Annotated in this window: 18 protein-coding genes; 7 read left to right on the top strand and 11 right to left on the bottom strand. The window is 51.9% G+C overall.

Translation table 11 applies throughout. From position 1 onward, the window contains the following. The first annotated feature begins 10 nt into the window (after positions 1-10). Positions 11-1,264: an MFS transporter gene (locus ACHHZ7_RS23795; RefSeq protein ID WP_048226366.1), complete on the top strand. Its 1,254-nt coding sequence runs from the start codon at positions 11-13 to the stop codon at positions 1,262-1,264. Positions 1,265-1,358: 94 nt separating this feature from the next. Here ACHHZ7_RS23795 and prpE read toward each other — a convergent pair whose 3' ends face one another. The 4 genes from prpE to prpB form a co-directional block, all read right to left on the bottom strand. After that, positions 1,359-3,245: a propionate--CoA ligase gene (prpE, locus tag ACHHZ7_RS23790; RefSeq protein WP_060682691.1), complete on the bottom strand. Its 1,887-nt coding sequence runs from the start codon at positions 3,243-3,245 to the stop codon at positions 1,359-1,361. 40 nt (positions 3,246-3,285) lie between these two features. After that, positions 3,286-4,737 (bottom strand): bifunctional 2-methylcitrate dehydratase/aconitate hydratase, encoded by a 1,452-nt coding sequence (locus ACHHZ7_RS23785; RefSeq protein WP_060682692.1) that lies wholly within the window; start codon positions 4,735-4,737, stop codon positions 3,286-3,288. 39 nt (positions 4,738-4,776) lie between these two features. Next, the gene (gene prpC / locus ACHHZ7_RS23780; RefSeq protein ID WP_060682693.1) at positions 4,777-5,946 is read right to left on the bottom strand and encodes a 2-methylcitrate synthase; all 1,170 of its coding nucleotides are present in this window, start codon (positions 5,944-5,946) and stop codon (positions 4,777-4,779) included. An 80-nt stretch (positions 5,947-6,026) separates the two neighbouring features. Next, positions 6,027-6,908, bottom strand: coding sequence for a methylisocitrate lyase (gene prpB, locus ACHHZ7_RS23775; protein ID WP_003830903.1), 882 nt, complete (start codon positions 6,906-6,908; stop codon positions 6,027-6,029). Positions 6,909-7,161: 253 nt separating this feature from the next. On the opposite strand from prpB, the gene prpR reads away from it, so the two are divergent. Beyond that, the gene (gene prpR, locus ACHHZ7_RS23770; protein ID WP_060682694.1) at positions 7,162-8,772 is read left to right on the top strand and encodes a propionate catabolism operon regulatory protein PrpR; all 1,611 of its coding nucleotides are present in this window, start codon (positions 7,162-7,164) and stop codon (positions 8,770-8,772) included. A 32-nt stretch (positions 8,773-8,804) separates the two neighbouring features. Here prpR and yahO read toward each other — a convergent pair whose 3' ends face one another. Further along, positions 8,805-9,080 (bottom strand): DUF1471 family periplasmic protein YahO, encoded by a 276-nt coding sequence (yahO, locus tag ACHHZ7_RS23765; RefSeq protein WP_032942474.1) that lies wholly within the window; start codon positions 9,078-9,080, stop codon positions 8,805-8,807. Positions 9,081-9,405: 325 nt separating this feature from the next. On the opposite strand from yahO, the gene ACHHZ7_RS23760 reads away from it, so the two are divergent. The 4 genes from ACHHZ7_RS23760 (at position 9,406) to ACHHZ7_RS23745 (ending at position 13,513) form a co-directional block, all read left to right on the top strand. Continuing rightward, on the top strand, positions 9,406-10,038 hold the full coding sequence (locus ACHHZ7_RS23760; RefSeq protein ID WP_008783857.1) for a LysE family transporter: 633 nt from the start codon (positions 9,406-9,408) through the stop codon (positions 10,036-10,038). Between the two features lie 79 nt (positions 10,039-10,117). Next, positions 10,118-11,506, top strand: a complete 1,389-nt coding sequence (locus tag ACHHZ7_RS23755) for a diguanylate cyclase (protein ID WP_048236011.1) — start codon at positions 10,118-10,120, stop codon at positions 11,504-11,506. Between the two features lie 220 nt (positions 11,507-11,726). Beyond that, positions 11,727-12,821: a 4Fe-4S binding protein gene (locus ACHHZ7_RS23750; protein WP_008783855.1), complete on the top strand. Its 1,095-nt coding sequence runs from the start codon at positions 11,727-11,729 to the stop codon at positions 12,819-12,821. 182 nt (positions 12,822-13,003) lie between these two features. Continuing rightward, positions 13,004-13,513, top strand: coding sequence for a hypothetical protein (locus ACHHZ7_RS23745; protein WP_225623040.1), 510 nt, complete (start codon positions 13,004-13,006; stop codon positions 13,511-13,513). 126 nt (positions 13,514-13,639) lie between these two features. On the opposite strand, the gene foxA is transcribed toward ACHHZ7_RS23745, so the two are convergent. The 3 genes from foxA to ACHHZ7_RS23730 form a co-directional block, all read right to left on the bottom strand. Further along, a complete protein-coding gene (foxA, locus tag ACHHZ7_RS23740; protein ID WP_100271441.1) occupies positions 13,640-15,748 on the bottom strand; it encodes a ferrioxamine B receptor FoxA in 2,109 nt (702 codons plus the stop codon). Between the two features lie 121 nt (positions 15,749-15,869). Continuing rightward, a complete protein-coding gene (locus tag ACHHZ7_RS23735; RefSeq protein ID WP_060682696.1) occupies positions 15,870-16,853 on the bottom strand; it encodes a helix-turn-helix transcriptional regulator in 984 nt (327 codons plus the stop codon). Positions 16,854-16,977: 124 nt separating this feature from the next. Next, positions 16,978-17,883, bottom strand: a complete 906-nt coding sequence (locus tag ACHHZ7_RS23730) for a LysR substrate-binding domain-containing protein (RefSeq protein WP_048236016.1) — start codon at positions 17,881-17,883, stop codon at positions 16,978-16,980. A 109-nt stretch (positions 17,884-17,992) separates the two neighbouring features. On the opposite strand from ACHHZ7_RS23730, the gene ACHHZ7_RS23725 reads away from it, so the two are divergent. After that, positions 17,993-18,622: a LysE family translocator gene (locus ACHHZ7_RS23725; RefSeq protein WP_060682697.1), complete on the top strand. Its 630-nt coding sequence runs from the start codon at positions 17,993-17,995 to the stop codon at positions 18,620-18,622. A gap of 101 nt (positions 18,623-18,723) precedes the next feature. Here ACHHZ7_RS23725 and ACHHZ7_RS23720 read toward each other — a convergent pair whose 3' ends face one another. The 3 genes from ACHHZ7_RS23720 to ACHHZ7_RS23710 all read right to left on the bottom strand — a co-directional run. Further along, positions 18,724-18,960, bottom strand: a complete 237-nt coding sequence (locus tag ACHHZ7_RS23720) for a hypothetical protein (RefSeq protein WP_020996594.1) — start codon at positions 18,958-18,960, stop codon at positions 18,724-18,726. A gap of 98 nt (positions 18,961-19,058) precedes the next feature. Beyond that, complete coding sequence (locus ACHHZ7_RS23715; protein ID WP_071845211.1) at positions 19,059-19,700, bottom strand: DUF2913 family protein; 642 nt, start codon at positions 19,698-19,700, stop codon at positions 19,059-19,061. Next, positions 19,697-19,807, bottom strand: a 111-nt coding sequence (locus tag ACHHZ7_RS23710; RefSeq protein WP_001691633.1) for an IS1 family transposase, incomplete at its 5' end; no start/stop codon positions are given. The genes ACHHZ7_RS23715 and ACHHZ7_RS23710, both read right to left, overlap by 4 nt.

The following is a 19,807-nucleotide window of genomic DNA, read 5'->3' as shown; positions in this document are numbered from 1 at the left end:
GAAGTCTGTTATGTATTATTTAAAAAACACTAACTTTTGGATGTTTGGCTTTTTCTTCTTCTTTTACTTTTTTATTATGGGTGCGTATTTCCCCTTCTTCCCTATCTGGTTACACGATGTAAACCATATCAGCAAAGGCGATACCGGCATCATCTTCGCCTGTATCTCACTGTTTTCCTTGTTGTTCCAGCCAATTTTCGGGCTACTGTCCGATAAGCTTGGCCTGCGTAAACATCTGCTGTGGGTAATTACCGGCATGCTGGTAATGTTTGCCCCGTTCTTTATTTACGTATTTGGCCCATTATTGCAGGTTAATATTTTACTGGGTTCAATTGTCGGCGGGATTTACCTTGGATTTATTTACAATGCCGGTGCCCCAGCGATTGAAGCCTATATTGAAAAAGCCAGCCGCAGAAGCAACTTTGAATTTGGTCGCGCGCGCATGTTTGGCTGCGTGGGCTGGGCGCTGTGCGCCTCGATTGCCGGAATTATGTTCACCATCAATAACCAATTCGTCTTCTGGTTAGGTTCTGGCTGTGCGGTCATTCTGGCATTGCTGCTGTTATTTTCAAAAACAGATGCCCCCTCTTCTGCAAAAGTCGCGGATGCGGTAGGCGCCAATAACTCGGCATTCAGCCTGAAGCTGGCGCTGGAGTTATTTAAACAGCCGAAACTTTGGTTCCTCTCCCTGTATGTGGTCGGCGTTTCCTGTACTTACGATGTGTTTGACCAGCAGTTTGCCAACTTCTTTACCTCATTCTTTGCCACCGGTGAACAGGGTACCCGCGTGTTTGGCTACGTCACGACGATGGGAGAATTACTCAACGCCTCGATCATGTTCTTTGCACCGCTGATAGTGAACCGAATCGGCGGAAAGAACGCCCTGCTGCTGGCCGGCACGATTATGTCGGTAAGGATTATTGGCTCGTCATTCGCCACCACTGCACTGGAGGTCGTTATTCTCAAAACGCTGCATATGTTTGAGATACCGTTCCTGATCGTCGGCTGCTTCAAGTACATCACCAGCCAGTTCGAAGTACGTTTCTCGGCCACGATTTATCTGGTGTGTTTCTGTTTCTTCAAACAGTTAGCCATGATTTTCATGTCAGTTCTGGCCGGGAAAATGTATGAGAGTATTGGTTTCCAGGGAGCTTATCTGGTGCTGGGGATTATTGCGCTGAGCTTCACGCTGATTTCCGTATTTACCCTTAGCGGTCCGGGGCCGTTTTCCCTGCGGCGTCGTCGCGAAAGCGTCGCGCTGTAAAAGCCTCTTTGCCGGATGCACCACTCACGTGGTTTATCCGGCCTACGATACTAAAAGGCCCGGTAAGCATTGCGCCACCGGGCATCACACGATGTTACTCTTCGATAGCCTGACGGATTTGCTGCAACGACGCGGGATCGTCAATTGTCGTTAGATCGCCAGGATCGCGGCCTTCACAGATCGCCTGGATCGTCCGTCTGAGCATTTTGCCAGAGCGGGTTTTCGGCAATTGCGACACAAACCAGACGTGCGCCGGACGGCCAAAATTACCAATCTGACTGTCCACCAGCGCCATAATCGCCTTCTCTTCCGAATGTGCGATGTCGCGATCTTCAAGGCTGTCGCTCTGTTTCGGAATGACAAACGCGACCGCTACCTGCCCCTTTAGCGCGTCCTTCACGCCGACCACAGCCACTTCGGCAACGTTCGGATAGCTGGAAATACTCTCCTCTATCTCACGCGTCCCCAACCGATGCCCGGCCACGTTGATGACATCATCCGTACGACCAAGGATGAAGTAATAGCCGTCCGCATCGCGAATACCCCAGTCAAAGGTGGCGTACACCTGACGAGAAAACAGCGACCAGTAGGTATTCACAAACCGCGCGTCATCACCCCAGATAGTCTGGATACAGCCCGGCGGCAGCGGCCCTTCAATCACCAGCATGCCCTTTTCATTCGCTTCGCAGGGCTCACCGGTCACCTCATTGAGCAACTGCACGTTATATCCGTACATCGGCACGCCTGGGCTGCCCAGCCGCGACGGGCGGTCGTCCAGCCCGCGAGCGATCGCCATAATCGGCCAACCGGATTCAGTCTGCCAGTAGTTGTCGATAACCGGGACGCCCAACGTTTCCGTTACCCAACTGGCGGTCGGTTCATCCAGCGGCTCACCCGCCAGATACAGCACCTCCAGCGAGGAGAGATCGTGATTGCGGATTTGCGCGGTCGGGAATTTCTTCAGCACGCGGATGGCGGTTGGGGCGGAGAACATCCGGCTGACCTGATACTTCTCAACAATTTTCCACCATACGCCACAGTCTGGATACGTTGGCAACCCTTCGTAAACCACTGTCGCCATCCCCGCCAGCAGCGGGGCATACACGATATACGAATGCCCAACAACCCAGCCGATATCCGACGCGCAGAAGAACACACCGCCCGCTTTACCGCCGAAAATGGTGTCCATCGAGGTCGCCAGCGCGACCGCGTAGCCGCCAACGTCGCGCTGGACGCCTTTCGGTTTACCGGTTGTCCCGGAGGTGTAGAGAATGCAGGACGTTTCGTTCGACTCCAGCCAGGCAACCGGTACCCGTGCGCCGAGATGCTGCTGGCGCAGCGTGGCAAAGTCGAGGTCTCGCCCCTCTACCCGCGCCATTTTCGCCAGACCGCGATCGACTAATACCACATGACGCGGCTGATGCTGCGCCTGATCGATCGCATCATCGAGCAGCTTTTTATACGGCAGGACTTTACCGCCGCGCGCGCCGGCATCCGCCGACACGATAATCACCGGTTGGGCGTCGTCGATGCGTGCCGCCACGCTGTGCGAGGCAAAGCCACCGAACACCACCGAATGGATCGCCCCAATGCGCGCGCAGGCCAGCAGCGTAATGTGCGCCTCGGCGATCATCGGCATATAAACCAGTACCCGATCGCCACGCTGTACGCCCAGCGACAGCAACATTGCCGCCGCCACGTTCACTTCGTCGTACAGCTGACGAAAGGTAAAGGTACGTTCTTCTTCGGTTTCCGATGACACCGCAATCAGCGCCAGCGCCTCAGGCTGTTTCTCCACCCAGCGGTCGATGGCGTTATGACACAAATTGGTCTTGCCGCCGCAAAACCAGCGGGCAAACGGCGGGTTGCTGTGATCCAGCACCTGCGTATACGGCTGCTGCCAGTCAATACGCTGGGCCTGTTCGGCCCAAAACGACTCCGGCTGCGTAATAGAACGTTGATAAAACTCGCTATAAGACATAATGCTCTCCTGTTGAACTTACGCCTTGCCGCGCGCAGGTTTAGATTACATAAAGGTCCATATACTCATTGACCGGCATCTGCTCCAGGCGAGTTCTGTCCAGGGAGACATCCAGGATGCGCTGCTGCTGACGGGTCGGGAACTGACGCGCCAGGTTAATTTTGAACTTCTCGACCAGCTTCGGCATACCGTCGTTACGACGGCGCGCGTGGCCGATTGGGTATTCCACTACCACTTCTTCAAAGCGTGAGCCGTCGGTGAATTCAAGCGTGATGGCATTCGCGATGGCGCGTTTTTCAGGGTCGTGGTAATCCGCAGTAAAGGTCGGATCTTCGAAGCAGTTAATCTTTTCACGCAGTGCATCAATGCGTTTGTCCTGCGCCACGCCGTCTTCGTAATCTGCCGCCGTTAAGCGTCCGAACAGTAGCGGGATAGCCACCATGTACTGGATGCAGTGGTCACGATCCGCCGGGTTATTCAACGGGCCTTTTTTATCGATGATGCGGATACAGGCTTCATGCGTACGAATGGTCACTTTTTCGATATCGGCAGCGGTCTTACCTGCAGCCTGTAACTGCTCGTACAGCGTCATCGCCGCTTCTACCGCGGTCTGCGAGTGGAACTCTGCCGGGAAGGAAATTTTAAACAACACGTTTTCCATCACGTACGAACCGTACGGTCGCTGGAAGCGGAAAGATTCGCCTTTGAAAGAGACATCATAGAAGCCCCAGGTTTTCGCCGTCAGTGCAGATGGATATCCCATTTCACCGGTTTTCGCCATCAGCGCCAGACGTACAGCACGTGAGGTGGCATCGCCAGCCGCCCAGGATTTACGCGTGCCGGTATTCGGCGCATGACGATAGGTACGCAGCGACTGACCGTCGACCCACGCCAGCGAGACGGCGTTGAGAATTTCATCCCGGTTCAGGCCAAGCATCTCGGCAACCACCGCCGTGGAGGCGACTTTTACCAGCAGGACGTGATCCAGACCGACGCGGTTGAAGGAGTTTTCCAGCGCGATACAGCCCTGAATTTCATGGGCTTTAATCATTCCGGTTAACACTTTTTTCATGGTTAACGGCGCTTTACCCACCGCCACCGCATTGCGCGACAGCCAGTCAGCCGTCGCCAGAATACCGCCGAGGTTATCGGAAGGATGACCCCATTCTGCGGCCAGCCACGTGTCGTTAAAGTCCAGCCAGCGGATCATCGCACCGATGTTAAACGCCGCCTGCACCGGATCGAGCTGGAACTGGGTACCAGGTACGCGCACACCGTTCGGGACGACGGTACCCGGTACAACCGGCCCCAGCAGTTTTTTACAGGCCGGATATTCCATCGCTTCCAGGCCACAGCCAAGGGTATCAAGCAGGCAATAATGCGCGGTGTCATACGCCACCTTCGAGGTGATCTCGTAGTTCATGACATAATCAACGATATCAACGATTTCACGGTCAAATTCAGGGCGGACGTTCGAAATATGTGCAGACATAGGGTACATTTCCTGTTTTTTATCTTTAGAGGTTTTGCATTAGCAACGCTGATCAATCGAGACAAATACGCGATCTTCCGGGCCGGTATAGTTGGCGGAAGGACGGATAATTTTGTTGTCCTGACGCTGTTCGATGATGTGCGCCGCCCAGCCAGTGACGCGGGCGATAACGAACAGTGGTGTGAACATTTCAGTGGGGACGCCCATCATGTTGTAAGAGACTGCCGAGAACCAGTCGAGGTTGGGGAACATCTTTTTCGTTTCCCACATCACCTCTTCCAGACGGTCGGCGATGTTGTACATTTTCAGCGAACCGCCTTCCTGAGAAAGCTGTTTCGCCACGCTCTTGATCACCTGGTGGCGCGGGTCGGCGATGGTGTAAACCGGGTGACCAAAGCCAATCACCACTTCTTTATTTTCAACGCGTTTACGGATATCTGCTTCGGCTTCATCCGGCGTTTCATAGCGTTGCTGGATCTCCAGCGATACTTCATTCGCTCCGCCGTGTTTCGGCCCACGCAGTGCGCCAATCGCACCGATAATCGCGGAGTACATATCAGAGCCAGTTCCCGCAATCACACGCCCCGTGAAGGTAGAAGCGTTAAACTCGTGCTCGGCGTACAGCACTAGCGAAATGTGCATCGCCTTTTCCCAGCTTTGTGATGGCTTCTCACCATGCAGCAAATGCAAGAAGTGACCGCCAATAGAATCATCGTCGGTTTCCGGCTGAATGCGCTCGCCGTTATGGCTGTAGTGATACCAGTACAGGAGGATAGAACTGAGCGAAGCCAGCAGTTTGTCGGCAATATCGCGTGCGCCGGAGACGGTATGTCCTTCTTTTTCCGGCAGCGTACAACCCAGCGCGGAAACACCAGTGCGCATCACGTCCATCGGATGCGAGGCGGCAGGCAGCGCTTCCAGTACGGTACGCACGTTAGCGGGCAATCCGCGCAGCGCTTTCAGTTTGCTTTTATAGGCGGTGAGCTCATCGCGGGTGGGTAATTTCCCGTGAATCAGCAGATGCGCAACTTCTTCAAATTCACACTGTTGCGCCAGGTCAAGAATATCGTAGCCACGATAGTGCAGATCGTTACCGCTTTTACCCACGGTACATAAGGCAGTATTTCCGGCAGCGACGCCTGACAGCGCAACCGATTTTTTGGGTTTAATGACATGGGTACTATTTTGCAGGATCGTTGTGTCGCTCATGTTGTCCTCGTCATTATTGTAATATGTAGGGTACTAATTTATTGCCGGATGGCGGCTACGCCTTATCCGGCCTACGACGGTTACTTTTTTGTGTACAACGCGTCGAGTTTCTCTTCGAACTGGTAGTAATTGATGCTTTCATACAGCTCGTTGCGCGTCTGCATAATGTCGATAACGTTCTTTTGCGTACCTTCCTGACGCAGCACGTTGTAAACCTTCTCCGCCGCGCGGTTCATGGCGCGGAAAGCTGACAGCGGGTATAGCGCCATCGCAACGTTCGCGCTGCGCAGTTCATCGGTGGTAAACAGCGGTGTGGCGCCAAATTCAGTAATGTTGGCGAGAATTGGTACCTGTACCGCATCGGCAAACTGGCGGTACATCGCAAGTTCGGTAATTGCTTCCGGGAACAGCATGTCAGCGCCCGCTTCGACATACGCCTGGGCACGATCGATGGCAGCCTCTAACCCTTCCACCGCCAGTGCATCGGTTCGCGCCATAATCACAAAGTTGGGATCGGTGCGCGCATCAACGGCTGCGCGGATCCTGTCGACCATCTCTTCTTTCGAGACGATCGCCTTGTTCGGGCGATGACCGCAGCGCTTGGCGCCGATCTGATCTTCAATATGCAGCGCAGCAGCACCCGCTTTGGAAATCGACTTGACGGTACGCGCCACGTTGAATGCAGACGATCCAAAACCAATATCCGCATCCACCAGCAATGGCAGCGGGCAAACATCCGTAATGCGACGAATATCAGTCAGCACATCATCAAGGGTAGAAATGCCGAGATCCGGCAGACCCAGCGACCCCGCAGCGACACCGCCGCCGGAGAGATAAATCGCTTGATACCCGGCACGTTGAGCCAGCAGAGCGTGGTTGGCGTTGATGGTGCCAACTATTTGTAATGGGTTTTCTTTAGTGAGCGCAGCGCGAAACGCCAGCCCTGGGGAGTGTAGAGACATATCCCGTCCTCTTGTTATCAACTTGTTATCGTTCGTTGATATTTCTAAAGCAAGGGGTATGCCAGGGAGCTTATTTTCTCTTCAATTTAATTTTTTATCTTTTAAAACAATACATTAAATCCAATACTCCTATTTTTGTTGCACAAAAGCGTGTCAGCTATCGTTTCATGAAACGTTCCTTCACGTTTCATTGCAACATTTATGAAACACAACTAAACCCTAATACTCGGTTCCTTACTTTTTTGGGTTAGTTATGGCAGATACACATCTACCGCCGCGTGTGAACGACGACAAACCGGTTATCTGGACAGTCTCAGTCACCCGCCTGTTTGAACTGTTTCGCGACATCAGTCTGGAGTTCGACCACCTGGCGACCATCACCCCCATTCAGCTTGGTTTCGAAAAAGCGGTGGCCTATATCCGCAAGAAGCTGGCTACCGAGCGTTGCGATGCCATCATTGCGGCGGGCTCCAACGGCGCATATCTGAAAAGCCGTTTATCGATTCCGGTGATCCTGATTAAACCCAGCGGATTCGACGTGCTACAGGCGCTGGCAAAAGCGGGAAAACTCACCTCGTCGATTGGCGTCATTACCTATCAGGAACCCCTCCCGGCGCTTCTCGCGTTTCAAAAAACCTTCAATTTGCAGCTTGAACAGCGCAGCTATATCACCGAGGAAGATGCTCGTGGGCAAATCAACGAGCTGAAGGCTGGCGGTACACAAGCGGTAGTTGGTGCGGGGTTGATTACCGATCTGGCAGAAGAAGCAGGCATGACCGGCATCTTTATCTATTCGGCGGCCACCGTGCGCCAGGCCTTTGTCGATGCGTTGGATATGACCCGCCTGACATTACGCAGAAACGGTCAGTACGCCTCTGGCGATACGTTGCGCACTCGCTACGCGCTCGGAGATATGCGCGGTCACTCTGCGCAGATGGAACAGGTACGGCACACCATTATGCTGTACGCCCGTTCGCGTGCGCCGGTCCTCATTCAGGGCGAAACAGGAACGGGTAAAGAGCTGGCCGCACAGGCCATTCACCGTGAGTTTTTCACCCGTCAGGAGAATCGGCGCGGTAAACCCTCACCGCCGTTTGTTGCCGTCAACTGCGGGGCGATCACCGAGTCATTGCTGGAAGCGGAGCTGTTCGGCTATGAGGATGGCGCCTTTACCGGCTCTCGCCGAGGGGGACGTGCGGGCCTGTTTGAAATCGCTCACGGCGGAACCCTGTTTCTTGACGAGATAGGCGAGATGCCGCTGCCGTTACAAACCCGACTGCTGCGTGTGCTGGAAGAAAAAGAGGTTACCCGGGTCGGTGGACATCAGCCGATTCCGGTCGATGTCCGGGTGATTAGCGCCACGCACTGTAATCTGGAACAGGAGATGAAGCAGGGGGAGTTTCGTACCGATCTGTTTTATCGCCTGAGCATTTTACGCCTCAAGCTGCCGCCGCTGCGCGAACGGTTGCCCGATATCCTGCCACTGGCGGAAGGCTTTTTAAAACAGTCGCTGGCGGAACTGGACGTGCCGTTTTCTGAGCCTGTTCGCAAGGGGCTGGGGTTAAGTCAGCCGACGTTGCTTAATTATGGCTGGCCGGGGAATATCCGCGAACTGCGTAATATGATGGAACGTCTGGCACTGTTTTTAAGCGTCGAACCGCAGCCAGAGCTGAACGTAGATTTTTTACAGCAGCTGTTACCGGAACTGGCCATTGTTGCAGACTTACCGCAAGCATCGTCATTGCTGACGCCGCAACAGGTGTTGGCACAATTTGATGGTGACAAAACTGCCGCCGCGCGGTATCTCGGAATTAGCAGAACCACGTTCTGGCGCAGGCTAAAAGAAAAACCGCCGGTACAATGACCGGCGGGTATCGTGTCTTTTACAGTAGCGCGTTATTTTTTCTTGTAAATATTCGCTGTGCCATGGATTTTGTTATCCGTTTGGCCGGAGGTTAATACCACCACGTCAGCACCTTTCTCTTCAGCTTTCTTCAGAAGGTCTTCTTTAGCATCCGAAGTAGAGACTTCATTACTCGTTGAAATATCACCGATTTTTGTATACTGAGACTCAACCTTTTCAAACTCAACCTTCGTCATAAATTCCGCGGCGTACGCGTTGGTCACAACAAAAGCTAACGCACCAATAAGTACTTTAATTCCAGTTTTCATATAAAAGCTCCAGATTTTGTTATATATGCCATCATCGACCCCTGAACATTCGACATGCGAGTCAAGGATGATTAATAAGTAGTTCAGCCTGGCAAAAAGATCCAGAGCAGGCGGAAATATAAAGAGATTTTGCGAATCGTTGATAACAGAAAACCTGTGCCGTCGCGTTATCTGACGCGCCAGGTTTGCACAAAATAATCTATGAAGTCATTTGCAAATCTCAGCGCGTTTCACTGCGCAGTGTGAGTGAATACGCAGAATGATGAACACACTAAAATTATAGTGTTAGCTGTCACTTAAGCGCTTACTAATGGAAATGTTGTCTATGGAACCTCTGCACGCCGTCGTTCTTACCATCAGCCTGTTTGTTTTAACCTTTTTTAACCCCGGCGCAAACCTGTTCGTGGTAGTACAAACTAGCCTGGCATCCGGACGACGCGCAGGTGTGATGACCGGTCTGGGTGTTGCCTTAGGTGATGCGTTTTACTCCGGCCTTGGGCTCTTTGGTATGGCAACGCTAATCACCCAGTGTGAAGAGATATTTTCATTGATTAAGATTGTCGGCGGCGCCTATCTGCTGTGGTTTGCCTGGAACAGCATCCGCCATCAGGCCACGCCGCAAATGCCCACGCTACAGCAGCCGCTTTCCGCCCCCTGGTATGTGTTTTTCCGCCGTGGATTACTAACAGATTTATCAAATCCGCAAACCGTGCTGTTTTTTATTAGTATCTTCTCGGTCACCTTAAGCGCAGACACGCCTACGTGGGCCAGACTGATGGCCTGGGCAGGCATTGTGTTGTCTTCCGTTATCTGGCGTATTTTTCTCAGCCAGGCATTTTCTTTGCCTGCCGTGCGACGGGCGTATGGTCGCATCCAACGCGTTGCCAGCCGGGTGATTGGCGCAATAATAGGTGTTTTCGCGCTAAGACTTATTTATGAAGGTATTAGCCATCGATAAGAGAGTTTAACTTGACCATTGTGAGGTAATTGTCCGTAATACCGCCTGAATTTTTAATCGCAGGTTGAGTGGCAGTGAGATGGAACAGGTTGAACCGGTAAACGACACATTACTCCTTACAGAATGGCAGGCGCTGATACGACAAACATCGCCTGACGTTCACACGCTCCTCACATCGTTAAGCGATGAAGAGATCCGCCATTTAGTGACCGTTTTTTATGACTATATGCTCTCCCATGCCCAGAGCGCATTGTTCCTCAATACAGAACAGGTCAGTACCCGCCTCAGCGGCAGTATGTTTGACTGGTTACGCAGCGTGCTTGGCAGCGCGCACGAAGATCTACCGCAGCTGCTGGCCAAACAGCGAGAAATTGGCGTGGTGCATGCCCGTATCGGCCTGCCCATCGATCTGGTAAACCGCGGCGCGCGTAAGCTCAAGGATGAGCTGTATCGGGTATTGAAAACCAAAGCTGACGACTCGTCTTCCCTGTTGAGCAATGCTATCTGTTTCAGCAGCCTGGCAATGGATACTGCGCTGGAGGCCATGACCGTCTCCTATTCCCCAAGCCACCAAAACTCTCTGCATACGCAGGAGCAGTATCGCCTGCAGACCATTTACGATGACGTTAACGTCGAGCGCGAACGGCAAATTCGCTCATTTACCGACTGGGAAAATCAGTTTATCTATAACATCGCCATCGGTATGCCTTTCGGTGAGATGGTATTTCTGGCGAATTCTGATTTTGGTATGTGGTTCTCACATAAAGGAAAACACATTCTCGGCAACAGCAATCTGTTGAAAGAAATGGAATCGCTGATAGCAGAGATCGACAACCGCATGACGACCACCTTTTCGCATCAGCATCAGCCAACAGAACCTGAGAGGATGAGCCTGTTGCAGGATGTCCGCCAGCTATCGGCAAAAATCCATTTCCTGCTCGCCTCAATGTTTGACGCACTGGTTAAACAGGAAAATGGTAAAGACTCGCTGACCCAGTTACTTAACCGCCGCTTTATTCCAACCATCATGCGGCGTGAGATTTCGTTAGCGTTACATGCGCGGAAGCCCTTCACCCTGGCGATGCTGGATATCGACTACTTTAAGCAAATTAACGACAACTATGGGCATAATACTGGTGATATGACGCTCAAAAACGTCGCAGCGGTCATTTATGATCATATCCGTAGCAGCGATTACGTGTTTCGCTATGGTGGTGAAGAATTTATGATCCTGCTCGTCGAGTCAGACAAGTCGCAGGCCAGTATCATCCTCGAAACGCTGCGTATGAAGATTGCCGAGATGTGCATGGCGGCATCGGCGGCAGAATCATTTTCTATTACCGTCAGCATTGGCATCGCCGAATATGACTATCATCCCGACTATAAACAGTTGGTTGATAAAGCCGATCGCGCGCTTTATCTGGCGAAAAGTAATGGCCGCGATCGCATAGAGGTATATCAGGAATAACCTTCTCCGCCATAGAGAAATAAATACCCCATTCAGGGTATTTATCTGATCGGCGATAAATACCGAGCTGTTATTTTTATTCAGGCATATTGGCATGATGAAAATAACAGCCACGTAATAAGATGCAAATCAAATACACCAAATCTGAATAGCGCTAGCATATCCCGGTGATGACGCCTTCTGAATGCAGAAGGGGAAATATGAGGGATAGTATAAAACCATGAACGGGAAGAAAAGAACGCGCTGGCAGCGCCGTCCAGGCACGATCGGAGGCAAACTGCCGTGGAATGACTGGCGCAACGCCAGCAGCTGGCGAAAAGCCACCCAGTTTCTCCTGCTGGCTATTAATATTTATATTGGCGTAACGTTCTATTACTGGGTCCGCTATTTCGAAACCGCCGGCACCAGCGTCTATATTCCAAGGCCAGGTGGTATTGAGGGATGGCTACCAATCGCGGGTTTGATGAATATCCGCTATACGCTGGAGACTGGTTTTCTTCCGCCTATCCATGCCGCCTCCATGCTGCTGTTAGTTGCGTTTATCCTGATTAGTCTGTTGTTAAAAAAAGCCTTCTGTTCGTGGTTATGCCCGGTGGGCACGCTGTCCGAACTGCTCGGCAATCTGGGGAAAAAAGTATTTGGTCGCAACTTCACGCTGCCGCGCTGGCTGGATATCCCGCTGCTCAGTCTGAAGTATTTGCTGCTGAGTTTCTTTTTGTATATCGCCCTGTCGATGCCTGCACAGGGGATTCAGTATTTTCTAATGTCGGCCTATGGCATGATTATCGACGTGAAGATGCTCGATTTCTTTCGCCATATTGGCTCCGCTACGCTCATCTTTGTTGTCGTTATCAGTGTCCTGAGCCTGTTTATTCGCAATGCCTGGTGCCGCTATCTGTGCCCTTATGGTGCGCTGCTCGGTTTGTTCTCGCTGCTCTCACCGTTTAAAATCCGCCGTAACGCAGACAGCTGCATCGACTGCGGAAAATGCGCGAAAAACTGCCCGTCGCATATCCCGGTCGACAGACTGATTCAGGTGCGTACCGTGGAATGCACTGGCTGCATGACCTGCGTTGAATCCTGCCCGGTGGCCTCAACGCTGAGCTTCTCACTGCAAACACCACCAGGGGCGCAAGACAACGGTAAACCGTTATGGCGACAGAGGACGCTATCAGGTGTTGCCATGACGCTACTGGTGCTTGGCATTCTGTTTGCCACCATTGGTTATGCCGTTTATGCCAATGTCTGGGATACGCCAGTGCCCGATCATATGTATTTCCAGCTGATCCCGAAGGCAAAGATGATCGGCCATTAATTTTTTATCAGTATGTTCAAAACCCTGCCAATTCTGGCAGGGTTTCCCGCCTGTCCTGCCATTTTAAGACAATTGAACTTGTGCCATCGCGCTCTCGTTTATACAACCTTAAATATCATCTGTAATAATTTTTCTATTTTGTTATGGGCGACTGGGATCAAAATAATGAACGGGATAACATCATGACTAAAATAAAACTGGCACTGCTATTACCTCTGTTTCTGGCAGGTTGTACGATGAATGACGGGGAATTAAGAAACGCTTACGCTCAGCATTATCAGCAACCTACCGCTTATGTAGATGCTTATAAACAGAAAATAGCCAGTATGGATATTCATGCGCTGGCCCAATATGCCGCCGCAGAAGATAAGAAAAAAATGCGCGGGCAGCCAAGACTGAAAATCGACGAATTTATTACCATTGAGAACGTGCAGGCGAAAGGAAATCGGGTGGTCTACGATTACTCACTGTCCGAAAGCTGGCTGGCGCTGTCCGCAGATAAACAGCGCGAGAAGCAGACCAATATGAATAAAGACCTGATCTACCGTACCTGCTCGCTGGAAACGGTACGTCTGGCGCAGGCAAAAGGGCTGGAAGAAGAGCATAACTATTACAGCCAGTACCCAGACAAAGTCGCCTTTACGCTGAGAACCAGCACGCAGATTTGTCTGCAGAACGGTTTTACACAATAGCCGCAATCACAAAGCCTGATGCGCTGCGCTTATCAGGCCTACGATTTGCACGCTGCTGTAGGCCGGATGCCGTAGGCCGGATGCCGTAGGCCGGATAAGGCGCCAGCGCCGCATCCGGCTAAAACATCAGAATTTCCAGGACACACTGCCGACAATGCTGCGCTCGGCGCCGAAGTAGCAGTATGAGAGCGAGTTACAGGCTGCAACGTAGCGCTTGTCGGTCAGGTTGTTAACGTTCAACTGCGCGCTCAACCCTTTAATGCCGATATTCGTTAAGTCGTAACCAATCACCATATCCACCAGTGTGTAGGACGGCAGGGTGTGAGTATTCAGGCGATCGCTGGTAATACCGTTAACGTAGCGCACGCCTGAACCCAACGTCAGACCGTCCAGCGGACCGCTTTTCACATCGTAGCTCAGCCAGGTACTGGCCTGGTTACGCGGGGCGTACACTGCGCGCTTGCCCTGCTCTTCCGGGCTACTTTTCTTATAGCGAATGTCGGTATAGGTATACGCCGCCTGCAAACGGAAGCTATCCGTCAGTTGGCTAATTGCCTCCAGCTCCACCCCTTCAGATTCAATTTCCCCAATCGAGCGGTACGGATCGGTCGGCTCTTCTTTGGTGGCTATATTCGTCTGATTGATACGGAATACCGATGCGCTGAACTGGCTGTTGAGTCCTTCCGGCTCATATTTCAGCCCGGCTTCCCACTGCTTGCCTTTCATCGGATCCAGCAGATTGCCGTTCTCATCGGCAAAACTGGTTGGCGTAAAGGCAGTGGAATAACTCACGTACGGCGCAAAGCCGTTATCGAATAAATAGAGCAGCGCGGCACGGGTACTGAAGTTGTTTTTATCCAGATCGCTGCGAGTATCCTTGATCTTATCAATGTTAGAAACGCTGACCTGATCGTAGCGACCACCGAGCGTAATACGCCAGCGCTCCCATGACATCTGATCCTGCAAATAGTAACCCGTCTGGCGCAGCTTGTGTTTCTCACGCGCATACATGTCGATGTAATCAGGCTTCGCGCCGTACACTGGATTAAAAGCGTCAATCGGCGGGAAAGCGCCGTAGTAACCGGTAGTATTGTTGCTGCGATCCTGATAGTCGATCCCCACCAGCAGACGGTGGTTTACCTGCCAGGTATCAAAGCTGCCGTCAAGCTGGTTATCCAGCGTAATCGCCGACATTTTTTCATCGGAGCCGGAGTAACCGCGATTAAGCTCGGTTTCATTCAGCCAGCCCGCCGCATACACCTGATTCAGCTCAACGTCGGTATGCAGATAGCGCAGCTTTTGCCGCACCGACCAACCGCTATCAAACATATGCTCAATGTTGTAGCCCACCATGTTTTCACGGCGATCGTATTTGTCGTAATCATCCTCGCCTTCGTAAAAGGTGTTGGAGATCTTTTGCCCGTAATGCGGAACCACGGTGCCGTCATACGGCAGACCGGAGTGGCTACCGCCTTCCGGGTCGCGGTGCAGATAGGCCATCAGATCCAGACGCGTCTGGTCGGTGATACGCCAGGTCAGGCTGGGCATCAGCGCGTAACGCTCTTCCTTCAATGGACCAAACTGCGAGTCCGCGTAACGCGTCATCCCGCTCAGTCGCGCCGCCACGCGATCGTTATCATCCAGTGCCCCGGTGACGTCAAACGCCGCGCCGCGCTGGTTATTGTTGCCGGCAAACAGCTTCACCTCACCGCCCGCATCAAACGACGGCTTACGTGAGGTCAGCGCCACAATGCCACCCGGGGAGGAACGGCCATACAGTACGGAAGCCGGGCCACGTACGACTTCGATATCTTCGAGGAACCACGGATCGACCACCAGCGAGCTGTGTGAGTTGGTGTCGCCCATCATCTTCAGACCATCGAGATAGACGTTATCCAGGCTACCGTCAGAAAAGCCACGCAGCACGATGTAGTCAAAGCGGTTGGAGGCGCCAATCTGATTGCTGTACACACCCGGCGTATAGCTGACGGCCTGCCGCACGCTGGTTGCGCCCTGCTCTTCAAACTGTTCACGGGTAACGATCGATACCGACTGCGGCGTTTCAATATCCGGCGTGGCAAGCTTCGTGGCCCCGCTCTGCATCTGCGAGGTGACAACCACCGTATCGTTTTTTGTTGTTTCCTGCGCCAGCAGAGGAAAAGCCACGCTACCGGTAACCCATCCCACCAGCAGCGCCAAGCGAGTCTTCGCGAACATGAATATCTCCAAAGGCATGTCTAATTGTAAGTGAGAATTATTACCTTTTTGCTGACGGAGATAGCTATGCCGGATGCCAGGTTGCCTATGCGCAGTGCCAAATTGTCAGGAAATCACGTGCGTAAAACGCAAATATGGATTAGCAAAGTTTGAGCAAATCGCCGGGCGAAAAGCCGTAACGGCGACGAAAAGCAGTAGAAAAGTTAGTGGCGTGCTGATAACCCGACATCCAGGCCGCCTGTTGTACGCTATATCCTTCCAGTAGATAGCCACGCGCACGTTCCAGACGGCAATCGCGCAGGTAGTCGAATACCGAACAGCCATAGGCTGCGCGAAACTTGCTACGCAGACTACTGGGGCTCATTGCCGCGCGTTGCGCCAGTTCATTAAGGGTGTAGTCTTTTTCGGGACTCTGCTCCAGCAGTCGGCGAACGACCTCCAGCCGCTGCTGCTCACCGCTCGCCGCAAGACGTTTACCGCTCTCGACCTGACACACGCTGAGGCCATGACCAAACAGTTGTAATATCAGCCCTTCCAACATCAGCTGACGAGAAACATGGCTAATCGTACTCTGCTGCGCGTACTGCAGTCCGCTGAGTAAAAACCCCGGCACCTGCCAGATAAGCGTCGGCGTCTGGCATCTTTCCCACTCACGCATCAACGATTCGAGCAACCCCGTGCGACACGCGCCGTCGGGATACAAACCGAGCGATAATGTCCGCAGTTTACAATCAGCATGATGACGGGCACGCATCGTCTGGTGCTCACTCAGGCGTGAGCTAAACGCCATGCCGGAGCGCACCACGTGCTCCTGTCCGTTAAGCGTCAGGATCACGCAGCCTTCCAGTACCACCAGCATATACAAAGGGCTGTCGTGACGAGAGGTGGTTTCGTAGGGTTGCAATACCTGTACGTCGGAGTGCGTCACGCACATCCCACATGGGAGAGTCATCTCCTCAATTTCACCTTGCAGAACAGGGCTGCCAGACGGTAAATCCGGCCTTTGTGCCAACTGGGGAAAGCGGTAATCGATCCCGTAGCGCTCACCAAAATCCATAAACTCGCTGACGGAGAAAGTGCGAGCGACGCGTCCGGAGGCATTCAGGGCGGTGGTATTGTTCATGCTGTCTTCTGCGCAGAAAATGGGATTAACGGTTTATAACTGAAGCAACATTACCATTACCTGCGCAATACGACAATAATAATGAGAACCATTATCAATATGGGTGATTAGCAGAATAAACAGCTTAATCCAGCCAGTTTAGATCTGCCGAGGAGACACACGGCGCAGCCTCTTTTAACCAGCGATACAGCAGCTCAATATTTCTAAGCCGTGTTGAAGTCTTTGGCCAGACAAGGTAATAGCCCTCGCCAGTCGCTACCGCATCTTTAAACGGTAACGCCAACATCCCTGCCTGAATGGCCGCCAGGCTTAACAGCAGGTCGGCAACGGACACGCCATGACCGCTCATCGCGGCAAGACTGCCCTGCTCCAGGGTGTCGAACACTTTGCCTCGCGCAAGATTCAACGCCGGAAACTTCCCGGTGCGTTGCAGCCACCGACGCCAGTCACGGCGATCCGCTGAGGGATGAATCAGTTCACAGGCAGAAAGATCGCGCTGCGCCTGCACCAGCAGCGCGGGTGAGCACACCGGGATAAGCCACTCCTGAAACAGCAACCGGCTGTCGGTATCGTCACCAAAATGGCCATTCCCTAACAGGATCGCACAGTCATACGGTTCACGACCGAAGGATACCGAATCGGTATCCATCCAGACGCTGGAAATTTCGACAACCGGGGTCGGATGCGCTTCACGGAAATGACGCAGCACGTCCAGAAGCCAGCGCATCGTCAACGTAGACGGCGCTTTCAGCCGTAGCTCATGACTGCTGCTGCGAAAGGCATGACACGCGTGTTCCAGACTCTGAAACCCAGCCGTCAACTGCTGCGCCAGCCCTTGGCCAGAAGGCGTTATCTCGATACGCGGGCCGCTGCGGACAAATAGCTCGCAACCAAACCATGCCTCCAGCGTGCGAATATGACGGCTTACCGCGCCCGGCGTCACGTTAAGTTGAATAGCGGCTTTACTGAACGATCCCAGACGGGCTGCGGCTTCAAAAGCCCTCAGGGCATACAACGGAGGTAGCGTCATTCTCAGCTTCTATGTTGAGTTTTACTCACAGTAGAGCGCAGTTTTATTCGTTTTTCAATGCGCCACGCAGGCGGAATACTGATGGAAAATATCATCAGGATAATCAGGTATGAATTTCACTTTACTGGCTGCCTATAGCCTCAGCGTAGTAACCCTGCTGTTAACTCCGGGTCCGGTCGTGGCGCTGATTACCACCACCGCATCGCAGCACGGCTATCGCCGGGCCTTTCTCACGCTGATTGGCACTAACGGCGCTTCTTTAGTATTGATTGCTCTGGCTGCACTGATGCTAGCTGGTGTGGTATCAATCTCTGCGATATGGCTTGGCGTACTGGGTCTTGTGGGATCGTTGTATATCGGTGTGATGGCGATTAACGGCCTGCGGGCCAGGGACTCACACCTCGGACTGAGTGCGCCAAAACGCGATAACAGCGGGCTTATCCATGGATTTCTGACAGGGGTCTCTAACCCAAAGGACATTTTGTTTTTCGTAGCGTTTTTTCCCCAGTTCATTGCCATTACGCAAGATTTCACCACCAGCATTCTGACGCTAACGCTGGTGTGGGTTATTTTTGATGTTACGGTGCTGTCTTTTTACATCATGGTTTTCAAACGCTGGATGCCAGAGCGGTTTGCCAGACGCAGCGTTTTTATCTCCTCCCTGTTTCTGCTCGCGGTGGCGGTGTTTGGCATTATTTATAATGTACACGCGCTACAAATGCTCTCACCCGCGATGTGATCCCCAACGAATTGTTCAGCCAGACATCTCATCTTGCACCGGGAGGAATAAAATAAGAACAAATCGACATTAACATTATTAATGGATTTATAAACCAGGATTCAGAAAATATAGACGATAACATTTTCCTGGCGTTCAACTGGCACCCTTACCCATGACAACGCATCAACGGCGACAGGTGCCATTTCATTTTCTAAGCGAAGTAAAGGAGTGTTGCCATCTGGTACAACCGTGCTTTCACCGATCTCAAGAACGCCCCGAAAAGAAATGGACACATTGTCTGGCGTATCCGACAACCTTATCCATTCAGTTGTAATCACTAACTTTCGAGTAAACATTCGCTGTCCTTTGCGCGTGGTATATATCCGATAATTTCACAGGTAGATCAATACACTCTTTGAACAAACAGAAATTTGTCCCCCATATCAGTTAAGCATTACTTAACTGAAAGAAAATTGAAGTAATAAAACTCATTCGAAATATGTTTCACAAATTCAACCGGCAGGTTATGTTTGATGAACGTTAACTTTGCAAACTCAATATCGCCGTACACTCGAATACAGAAAGGTTTGACTATCTCGCCCTGCACGCCAAAGCACTCCTGAAGCCGGGTGTCATCCATAAAAATAAAGTCACCTTTTCTGACCTTAATACTTTCATGAAGGCCTTGCCACTTCTCCGGAGTGAGCAGAAAGCTCTCCCATCCATTATTTCTCAACACTTCAATCGTGTGAGTAAATTTAAAATAGTCGTTTTGCATTGTCACATCACCACTCGATGTGGCGTACAAATATTCTATTTTAAATTTAAGTTGTGCATTGAGGCTTTTTTTCTTCCCCTCATCAATTAACCACTGAAGCTCACTGACAATGCTCTTCGAAAAGATTTTTCTTTTTTTGGCAATAGCCAGCCAATGCATAATGAATAGATGCTCTGACATTTTAGAGTAGATTTTATGATCCTTTATTGCAATACCAATTGCGACTAACGCACTCCAGGTAAAGGCTTCCAGATCATCCTGATAATGATGTCGTAGCGTACTAACTCTTCCAGAATCCCGGTAATGACTCCAACTTATTGATAGTGTTTTATGTTCAGATAATGCCCGATGACTTTGTCATGCAGCTCCACCGATTTTGAGAACGACAGCGACTTCCGTCCCAGCCGTGCCAGGTGCTGCCTCAG

The sequence above is a fragment of the Citrobacter freundii complex sp. 2024EL-00216 genome (genome assembly GCF_043945515.1).
Taxonomy (GTDB): Bacteria; Pseudomonadota; Gammaproteobacteria; order Enterobacterales; family Enterobacteriaceae; genus Citrobacter; species Citrobacter portucalensis.
Note: the sequence above shows the minus strand (reverse complement) of the source record. Positions and strands in the feature narration are given on the sequence as shown.